Genomic DNA, 9464 nt, shown 5'->3' with positions numbered 1-9464 from the left:
AGGTATACGAAATCTACATTATCTCGTGTTTTTTCTAAAACCAACTTTAAAGTTATACATAAGCAGTACTTTAATTTTATGGGGATTTTTGGCTGGTATGTAACTGGTAACTTGTTAAAACGAGAGACAATACCAGGAAATCAAATGAAATTATACAATATTTTAGTCCCTATCTTTAAAATAATAGATAAAGTTATTTTAAATAAAGCTGGATTATCAACTATAATTGTAGGTAGAAAATAGAAAAAAATTAATTAGAATATGGCTATTATACTTGTTATACTACTCATTGCTGTTTTTGTTTATTTTTTAACAAAAAAAACACCTGTTTCTCCTAAAAAGAAACATTTAACTATAGATGACAAATACAATGAAAAGCGTGTAAAAAACGAAAAAGAGCTAAATAAATTGTTAGAGAAAATAAATAAAAAAGGTATTAATAGTTTGTCTAAAAAAGAGAAAGCACGCCTAGATGAACTTTCTAAATAAAACCTTCTAGTCTCTGTTTTTATTTTTTAGCATCTTTAAATACAAATTTTCCACTTTTGTTCTAGCCCATGGTGTCCGTCGCAAAAACTTTAAACTTGACTTTACAGATGGGTCATGTGTAAAGCATCTTATGTTTATGGTGTATCCTAGATATTCCCACCCATAATGCTCCTGCAATTCTGTTACTATTTGCGCTAGCTTTATACCATGTAAAAGATTATTAGGCTGCGTTTCCATAATTAGCTTACCAATTGTTTTATTTTTACAGCTTTTTCAAAATGATCTAATTTGTGGGTCATAATCCACCATGTAGCTGCTTCCATTAAAAGTTCTGGATTATCATTTTTATTAGAGAAAAAGGCATAAAATGACACGCCTACATTATGACCTTTCTGTGCTATTTTTTTATTACAAACTGCAATTATTTTTTCCTTTAATATTGGTGTCACTCTAGTCTTTGTTATTGTTAGTTCTTCTATTATTGCGTCTTGGTTTTCTAGACCTATTATTCTTAATTCTACTCGTTCTATTTGAGCCTTCTGCATTAGACTGTTTAGGTTTAGAACGTCGTTGTTGCTTTTGCCTTCCTTGTCCTTGTTTAATAGGTTCTGTTGAAGCATTAGGATCTGGCTCAAAACCTTCAATAACTTCTGCTGGAATTTTTATTCCCACTAATTTTTGAATGGCTTTTAAATACGATGTTTCATCTGCGCTCACTAAAGATATAGCTTCTCCTTTAGCTCCTGCTCGTCCTGTTCTACCAATACGGTGTACATAATCTTCAGAGATATTAGGAATCTCAAAATTAATTACATGTGGTAATAACGGAATATCTAAGCCTCTTGCTGCAATATCTGTAGCAACTAAAACACGAACGCTTCCATTTTTAAAACCAGCTAAAGCTTTTGTTCTTGCACCTTGACTTTTATTACCATGTATAGCAGCTGCTGTTATACCAGCACTTATCATTTTTTTGCATAATTTATTGGCACCGTGTTTTGTTCTTGTAAATACAAGTACTTGTTTCCAGTCTCCTTCAGAAATTAGTTTAATTGCCAGTCCTGTTTTTTTACCTTTTGCTACTCTGTACACTTTTTGGTTTATAGCATCTACTGTAGAGTTTTCTGGTTGGGCTTCTACTTGTACTGGGTGCTGTAAAATACCATGTGCTAACTTTTTTATTTCTTTTGAAAACGTTGCAGAGAACATTAAATTTTGTCTACGTTCTGGCATTAGTTTTATAACCCGTTCTATGTCTCTTAAAAACCCCATATCTAACATACGATCGGCTTCGTCCAAAACAAATATTTCTACCTTAGATAAAGATAATACACCTTGTCCATGTAAATCGAGTAAACGACCTGGAGTAGCCACTAAAACGTCTACACCATTGCGTAAATTTGCTATTTGTGGTTTCTGGTTAACTCCTCCAAAAATAACAGCAGAACGTAACTCTAAAAATTCACTATATTCTTTTACATTAGCATATACTTGTGCTGCTAATTCTCGCGTTGGTGTTAAAATTAATGCTCTTACTGGTCGTTTTCTTAAGGTCTGCCCCTGAGATAAAAGATGCAATAATGGTAAAGTAAAACCTGCTGTTTTTCCTGTTCCTGTTTGGGCAGATGCTAATACATCTTTTCCTTCTAAAACTGGTGGAATGGCTTTTGCTTGTATTGGGGATGGCGTATCGTATCCTTTTTTACTAATTGCTTTTAGTATGGCTTCAGATAAACCTAATGCTTTAAATGACATATAAATTGTTTGGTAAATGACAATCTATGTGTTTAGTGTCATTTTTTATTAAAAGCCAAAGATACATCTAATTTATTCGTTAAAACTTATGTTTATAAAAAAGGCTTCCCATATCAATGAGAAGCCTTATAGATTTTTTTATATTTTAGAGATATTAATCCTTAATTTTTTTATCAACTGGCATTGGGTTTGTCCCATACTTATCGAATAAATATACTAGTGCTGTCATGGTTGCTGCTCCTAATTCTAACTCTCGTTTATTTACCGCATCAAACGTATCATTACTAGCATGATGATGATCGAAATAGCGTTGCGAATCTGGGCGTAATCCTGCCAAAACATTACTATCGCTTTTTAATGGGCCAACATCTGCTCCGCTTCCTCCTTTTTCGAAGTAATGTATTAAATAGGGTTTAAATAATGGTTTCCAGCTTAATACTTGGTTAAAATTAGCATCACTACAATCGAAACTAAAGCCTCTTGGTGTAAACCCTCCTGCATCACTTTCTAATGCGAAAACATGCTTTTCGTTATTTTTTTTAGCTTCTTCTGCATATTTATTTCCGCCTCGTAATCCATTTTCTTCATTCATAAATAACACAACGCGAATACTTCGTTTTGGTTTTATTCCAGATTCTTTTAATAAGCGTAATACATCCATAGACTGTACTACTCCTGCTCCATCATCGTGCGAGCCATCTCCTAAATCCCATGAGTCTAAATGCCCTCCAACAACCATGTACTCTTTTGGAAATTCGCTTCCTGTAATTTCTCCCACAACATTATATGAGAGTACATCGTCTAATTGTTTACAGTTTTGTTTGAAGTAGAATTTAAGGTCTTTGTCTAGTTTTATCATACTAGATAGTTTTTCTGCATCATTGGTACTTATGGCTGCCGATGGTATACGTTGATTATTTGGTAAATCTCCATAGCTCATGCTTCCTGTATGTGGAAAATCGTCTAGTCGTAAATTCATAGAACGTACTATTACACCAGCTGCACCATATTTACCTGCTTCCATTGCTCCTGCATAACGTTGGTTTACACATCCTCCATAAGCATTAAAGGTTTCTATTAAATCTTCCTGCATTGGCCTGTTAAAGAACACTATTTTACCTTCTATATTTTTTCTTCCTAATGCTTTAAGTTCTTCAAAGTTTTGAACTTCTACTATACTTGCTTTTACTCCTAATGGTTTTGTTGCGATTGAACCTCCCAATGCACATATATTAACTGTTGTTGTTTGGCCAGAGGCTGTTTCGAAATAAGCATATTCTTTTGCTCCTCTTACCCATTTAGGAACCATTACGGGTTGTAACCATACTCTATCTAAACCTAATTTTTCTAATTCTGCCTTCCCCCATTTTACAGCGCGTTCTGCATTTAATGATCCAGACAGTCTGCCTCCTATTTTATTAGACAAATGATCTAACCACTCGTAACTTTTACCATTGGTTAATGATGTTTTATATATTTTTTTTACTACTTCTTCGTCTGTTTGCGAATGGATAGCAAATGAACACAACAATGTTCCTAGTAGTATTAGTTTTTTCATTACGTTATATTTTGATGTTTTTACGGATAATTATTTTAGTAATTATGAAACATTACTCATTATTTAATTCTTGTTTATACAACTCTAAATTAGCTTTTGTTTCGTCGTCCAACTCAGGCTCTTTTATATCTGCATATTCTTTTAAGGTATCGTACAGTATTTTTGCTACTATGTAACGAGCGGTTGGCTTATCGTCTGCTGGAATGTTATACCATGGTGCATGTGCTTTAGAGGTTCTATTTATAGCATCTTCGTAACAATCTTGATATTTATCCCATAGTTTTCGTTCTTTTAAATCTCCTGCTGAAAATTTCCAGTTCTTTTCTTTCTTTTCTAGGCGTCGTAATAATCTGTTTTTTTGTTCTTCTTTTGATAGGTTCATGAAGAACTTAAATATAATAGTGCCGTTGTCTGCTATATGTTTTTCAAAATTATTTATTTGTTCGAATCGCTTATCCCAAAAGGTGTCATTTACATCATCTACCGATGTTACTGTTGGTATATTTTCTCCAAGAATATAATATGGATGCACTCTTGTTACTAACACGTTTTCATAATGGGTACGGTTATGTACACCAAATTTACCTCTTGCGGGTAGTTTTAAATAGTGACGCCATAGGTAATCGTGTTTTAGCTCTAATTCTGTTGGTACTTTAAAGCTTTGTACTTCTACTCCTCTTGCATTAAAATCTTTAAATACTTCTCTTATTAAACTATCTTTTCCAGAGGTATCCATACCTTGTAAGCATACTAAAACTGCGTATTTACCGTGTGCATACATGGTATCTTGTAGTTTTCCTAGCTTTTTTCGTACACGCTTTAATTCTTTTTCTACATCTTCTTCTTCAACGTCAAGATTATATTTGGTAGCTTGTTTAGCAATAGTAATCTTAGAGGTTATTTTAAAGTCTTTTATTTCTATTTCTTTCATTATTGTTTTGTTATAATGCTAAATATACAAATTCATTTTTTATGTCTTATAGTTCTATATTACACAATAATAATCTTAATTTACAAAACGACATTTAGCTAAATAAATTCATAAAAAAACCAGCTGTGTAGCTGGTTTTTATTGTTATTTAGATGCAAATAGTTTTACATCTTGCTCGCTTACTTCATTGCCTCCTAAAATAATTAAACGTTCTATTACGTTACGAAGTTCTCTAATATTTCCCGTCCAATCATATTCTTGTAATAACTTAATGGCTTTATCTGAAAATGATTTTTGTATTGTACCTTGTTCTCCTGCTATTTTTTTAGAAAAATGTTTTACTAATAATGGTATATCTTCTCTTCTATCATTAAGCGCTGGTACTTTTACTAATATAACTGCTAGTCTGTGGTATAGATCTTCTCTAAATTTACCATCGGCTATTTCCTTTTTTAAGTCTTTGTTTGTTGCCGCTATAACACGTACATCTACTTTTATATCTTTATCGCTTCCTACACGCTGAATTCTACTTTCTTGTAAGGCTCTTAATACTTTAGCTTGTGCAGATAGACTCATGTCTCCAATTTCATCTAAAAAAATGGTACCGCCATTTGCTGCTTCAAATTTTCCTGCTCTGTCTTTTGCCGCACTGGTAAATGCTCCTTTTACGTGCCCAAACAACTCACTTTCTATTAATTCGCTAGGTATTGCGGCACAGTTTACTTCTATCATTGTGCCTTTAGAGCGGTCGCTTTTTTCATGCAACCAATGTGCTACTAACTCTTTACCTGTTCCATTTGGGCCAGTAATTAATACTCTTGCATCTGTTGGCGCAACTTTATCTATAATATCTTTAATTTGAGAAATGGCATCGCTTTCTCCAATCATTTCATACTTTTTGCTAACCTTTTTCTTTAATTTTTTATTTTCTACTACTAGCTCTTTTCTATCTAAAGCATTGCGTACCGTATTTAATAATCGGTTTAAATCTGGCGGTTTAGATATATAATCGAAAGCCCCTAACCTCATGGTATTTACGGCTGTATCCAAGTCTCCGTGTCCAGAAATCATTACAATTGGAATTTCTGGTTTTATTTTCTTTACTGCTTCTAATACTTCAACACCATCCATTTTTGGCATTTTAATATCGCATAGTATTAAATCGAAATCTTCTTTCTTTATTTTATCTATTCCTGCTAAACCGTCTTCTGCTTGGTCTACTTGGTATTTATCGCTCTCTTCAGAAAGTATTTTCACTAATACTCTTCTTATCGCAGCTTCATCTTCTATTACTAATATTTTTGACATTATATTTTAAATTTTAGTCCTGTTCTTAAATAAAACGCATTCACATTGTCTAAGTTAAATAATTTATCGCGATTATTATCTCGTATTATATTTGTTAACCTTAAAGTATAACCTGTGTATGCGTATGCTACTAAATGTTTTGTAAAGGCATATTCATAACCTAATCCTCCAACAATTGCAGATAAAGAAACATGTTGCGCTTCTTTACCATTTATAGTAATTCTATCTTGTATGTGTGCATAATAGCCATCTATAGAGAAGAAACTTTGTATGCTATTTTTTTCGTTAACGTAATATTTTAGATTTATTTTTGGGATTCCTAAGTTAAATGACCATTTCTCATTTACTTGCCTAAAATAACTTATAAAGGGTAAAGGAAAAGGAAGTCCTGTTGTACTATTATATGTTAATCCTAAAATTAAACGGTATGGTCTTTTAAGTGTTGTATCTTTTCTTTTATCGTTAATAGCAAAAACACCTCCATTAAAGAATACATCGTCCATACTTAAGCTTCCTGTTAAGGTAGAAGCTATACGTGGCGAAAAACGAAGCCCTAATCTCCAATTTTCGCTTGTTTTAAATGTATAAGCTAAATTTAAGTCTGCTACATGTACGCGCCTTAATGCCGATGTAGAAAAGGGGTATTGATCTTCTAACTCTAAGATAATACGATTATATTCTGCTCCTACTATAAAATAGCAATCTTCGGAAGTTTGTAGCGGAATATTAAAACTTCCTCTAAATCTAGTATACTCATCTTCAGAATTGCTTTTAGGAATAAAAGAATACTCTAATCTAGCCAAATCGGTTAATTGTGCTTGTATTGTATTCATTATAAGGCAGCATACAACTAAAGCACTTATTTTAAAAACTCTTTTGGTATTTTCTTTCATAGATTACTTTTCTGGGTTAGATATTATATGAATATCACGTTGCGGAAACGGAATATTAATAGCATTGTCTTGAAACTCGTTATATATTTTATATCTTAAATCACTTTTTAATAATGGTACTGCAAAACTATCTTGTACATGAAAATGCAATCTAAACTGTAATGCGTTATCTCCAAATTCTAAAAATAATAACCCAGGAGTAGGCTCTTTTAAAATACGATTATCTTCGTCTGCAATATTTAATAATAACGTCTTTAGTAATTCAATATCTGTGCCATAAGCAACACCTATATCTACATACTCTCGTGTTATATCGCTATTTTGAGTCCAATTATAAACTACTTCATTTAAAAATTTATGATTAGGGATAATTAATATTTTATTATCGTTAGTAATGGCTTTAGTGGTTATAAGGCTAATTTTAGTTACTTTTCCTACTTTACCACTCACTTCTATAATGTCGTTAACAGTAATCGTTCTATCTACTAAAATAAAAATTCCTGAAATGACATCTTGTACTAGTTTTTGCATTCCTAGCCCTAGAGCTACAAAAAAAGCTGTGGATGCTGCTAACAGTGTAGTAACTTCTACTCCTGATGCATCTAGAGTACCTATTATTACAATAGAAAAGATAATATATTTTACGAAAGTAAATACTGTTTTAAAGCGATTTCTATCGTATTCATTAAGTTTTCTACTGGCTATTTGCCTAATAAATCGTAATATAAAATGCGTTATTACTAGTGTTGTTAACAGTATTAATATAGCAGAAATTGTTATTTTAATATCTTTAGTTGGCTCAAAACTGTAAGCTAAAAACGATTTTATTTTCTCTAACATTGCCTAATTTTATTAATATTTAATCCATTTTATTAATTCCTTATAACTCGGCTTTTTACCATACATTAAAATACCTACTCTATATATTTTTGCTGCCAGCCATACTGTAAATGTAAATGTACCTATTAGTATTACTAAAGATACTACTTGTTGCCAAATTGGAACTCCAAACGGAATACGCATTAACATAACTACTGGTGATGTAAATGGTATAAAAGAAAATATAGTAGATACTGTACCGTGCGGGTCTTCTATTACTGTAAAACCACCTACATATACTGCTATTACTAAAGGCATTATTATTGGCAGTATAAATTGCTGTGTATCTGTTTCGTTATCTACTGCCGCACCAATGGCTGCATACAATGAACTATATAATAAGTAACCACTTACAAAGAATAATATAAAAGCTAATGCCAAATTTGCTAAAGGTAAACTTCTTATAGCTAATAATATATTTTGCATTTCTAAACCACTATTGGGGTTTGTAATGGCTTGTTGCATTAATTGCTGTTGAGGCGATTGCATCTGCGACATATCTATACCTAGTATTAAGGGAAGTACTATTATTAAGATACCTCCTACAATAATCCAGATAGTAAACTGAGTAATTCCGGCTAAAGAGGTTCCTATTATTTTTCCTAGCATTAATTGTACTGGTTTTACAGAGGAAATAATAACTTCAATTATTCTACTTGTTTTTTCTTCTATTACAGACCGCATAATCATGTTCCCGTAAATAATTATAAACATAAAAAGTAAATAACCTGTTGCAACACCAAACGCTATTTTAGTATAACCATCTATTTTAGATGTTTTTTCTCCACTAAAACTTTCCTGATTTATATTTATACTTATTTTAGAATTCTCTATTTTATTAATATCAATATCTTGATTACGCATTTTAATATTGGTAAGTTCTTTTTCTATTTTAGACTCTAAATCGAACATTAAGGTTAATGATGGTGAGTCTTCTGAATAAAAACTTATATGCTGAGAAAGACTATCTAAATTTGAAAAATTATCGACATGCAATAAACCGTAATACTCGCTTTCTGATGAGATTTTTTTAGCATTTTCTAAAGTAATATTATCATCTAATATATGATATTTTGTTTTTTTACTGTCCTTAAAAAATGCTTTAACTTGTCCTGACTCATCTAAAATTGAAATGGTTCTAACTTTATTATTATTTAATTGAAACAAATAACTAACTAAAAGTACAAGCCCTATCATAATTAACGGGCTTAAAAATGTCATAATAACAAACGATTTATTTTTAACTTTTGTTAAATATTCTCGTTTTATAATAAGTGGTAAATGATTCATAGTCTTTAATTATCCTTTATTGTTTGAATAAAAATATCGTTTACACTTGGTATTAATTCTACAAAATGAGATACTTGCCCTTGTGTTGTTAAATATTGCAATAAATCGTTAGCCGATTCTGTTTCTGATAGTTTTATATTTAATTTTAGTTCGTCTCCTATGGTTCTAAAATCTGCAGGAGAAACTATAAATTTTTCAGATAAAGCTTGCTCTACTACTTGATGATTATTTGTATTAAGTCCTACCTCGTAAGTATTAGTTTTATATTGTTTTTTTATATCTGTTAATTTTCCTTCTAAGATTTTATTAGACTTATGTATTAATGCTATATGATCGCATAACTCCTCAACAGATTCCATTC

The 9464-nt window shown here is 31.4% G+C and carries 11 protein-coding genes and 1 pseudogene; 2 read left to right on the top strand and 10 right to left on the bottom strand.

Annotation, left to right across the window (positions count from 1 at the left end; all coding sequences use genetic code 11):
- Both ACVC2P_RS10915 and ACVC2P_RS10910 read left to right on the top strand, forming a co-directional pair.
- A pseudogene (locus ACVC2P_RS10915) lies at nt 1–243 on the top strand (class I SAM-dependent methyltransferase); the annotation flags it as partial.
- Between the two features lie 18 nt (nt 244–261).
- The gene (locus ACVC2P_RS10910) at nt 262–489 is read left to right on the top strand and encodes a DUF6576 domain-containing protein (RefSeq protein WP_452598506.1); all 228 of its coding nucleotides are present in this window, start codon (nt 262–264) and stop codon (nt 487–489) included.
- A 6-nt stretch (nt 490–495) separates the two neighbouring features.
- Here ACVC2P_RS10910 and ACVC2P_RS10905 read toward each other — a convergent pair whose 3' ends face one another.
- The 10 genes from ACVC2P_RS10905 to ACVC2P_RS10860 form a co-directional block, all read right to left on the bottom strand.
- The gene (locus tag ACVC2P_RS10905; RefSeq protein ID WP_452598505.1) at nt 496–726 is read right to left on the bottom strand and encodes a VF530 family protein; all 231 of its coding nucleotides are present in this window, start codon (nt 724–726) and stop codon (nt 496–498) included.
- A gap of 2 nt (nt 727–728) precedes the next feature.
- Nucleotides 729–938, bottom strand: coding sequence for a DUF6500 family protein (locus tag ACVC2P_RS10900; protein WP_452598504.1), 210 nt, complete (start codon nt 936–938; stop codon nt 729–731).
- Between the two features lies 1 nt (nt 939).
- Entirely contained in the window at nt 940–2244 is a 1305-nt protein-coding gene (locus tag ACVC2P_RS10895) for a DEAD/DEAH box helicase (RefSeq protein ID WP_452598503.1), read from the bottom strand.
- Between the two features lie 154 nt (nt 2245–2398).
- Entirely contained in the window at nt 2399–3802 is a 1404-nt protein-coding gene (locus ACVC2P_RS10890) for a M20/M25/M40 family metallo-hydrolase (protein ID WP_452598502.1), read from the bottom strand.
- Nucleotides 3803–3854: 52 nt separating this feature from the next.
- Nucleotides 3855–4733 carry a PPK2 family polyphosphate kinase gene (locus tag ACVC2P_RS10885; RefSeq protein WP_452598501.1) on the bottom strand — a complete coding sequence of 293 codons (879 nt, stop codon included), beginning with the start codon at nt 4731–4733 and terminating at the stop codon, nt 3855–3857.
- Between the two features lie 144 nt (nt 4734–4877).
- Nucleotides 4878–6041 (bottom strand): sigma-54-dependent transcriptional regulator, encoded by a 1164-nt coding sequence (locus tag ACVC2P_RS10880; RefSeq protein WP_452598500.1) that lies wholly within the window; start codon nt 6039–6041, stop codon nt 4878–4880.
- Nucleotides 6041–6934, bottom strand: a complete 894-nt coding sequence (locus tag ACVC2P_RS10875) for a DUF6268 family outer membrane beta-barrel protein (RefSeq protein WP_452598499.1) — start codon at nt 6932–6934, stop codon at nt 6041–6043. Before ACVC2P_RS10875 ends, ACVC2P_RS10880 begins: the two co-directional genes overlap by 1 nt.
- A gap of 3 nt (nt 6935–6937) precedes the next feature.
- Nucleotides 6938–7774, bottom strand: a complete 837-nt coding sequence (locus ACVC2P_RS10870) for a mechanosensitive ion channel family protein (protein WP_452598498.1) — start codon at nt 7772–7774, stop codon at nt 6938–6940.
- 12 nt (nt 7775–7786) lie between these two features.
- Nucleotides 7787–9103, bottom strand: coding sequence for an ABC transporter permease (locus ACVC2P_RS10865; protein WP_452598497.1), 1317 nt, complete (start codon nt 9101–9103; stop codon nt 7787–7789).
- A gap of 5 nt (nt 9104–9108) precedes the next feature.
- A partial coding sequence (locus ACVC2P_RS10860) for an ATP-binding protein DrrA1-3 family domain-containing protein (protein ID WP_452598496.1) occupies nt 9109–9464 on the bottom strand: 356 nt, incomplete at its 5' end.

It is taken from the genome of Pontimicrobium sp. MEBiC01747 (assembly GCF_053601635.1).
The sequence above is the reverse complement of the archived record's forward strand: the minus strand, read 5'-3'. Positions and strand labels throughout refer to the sequence as shown.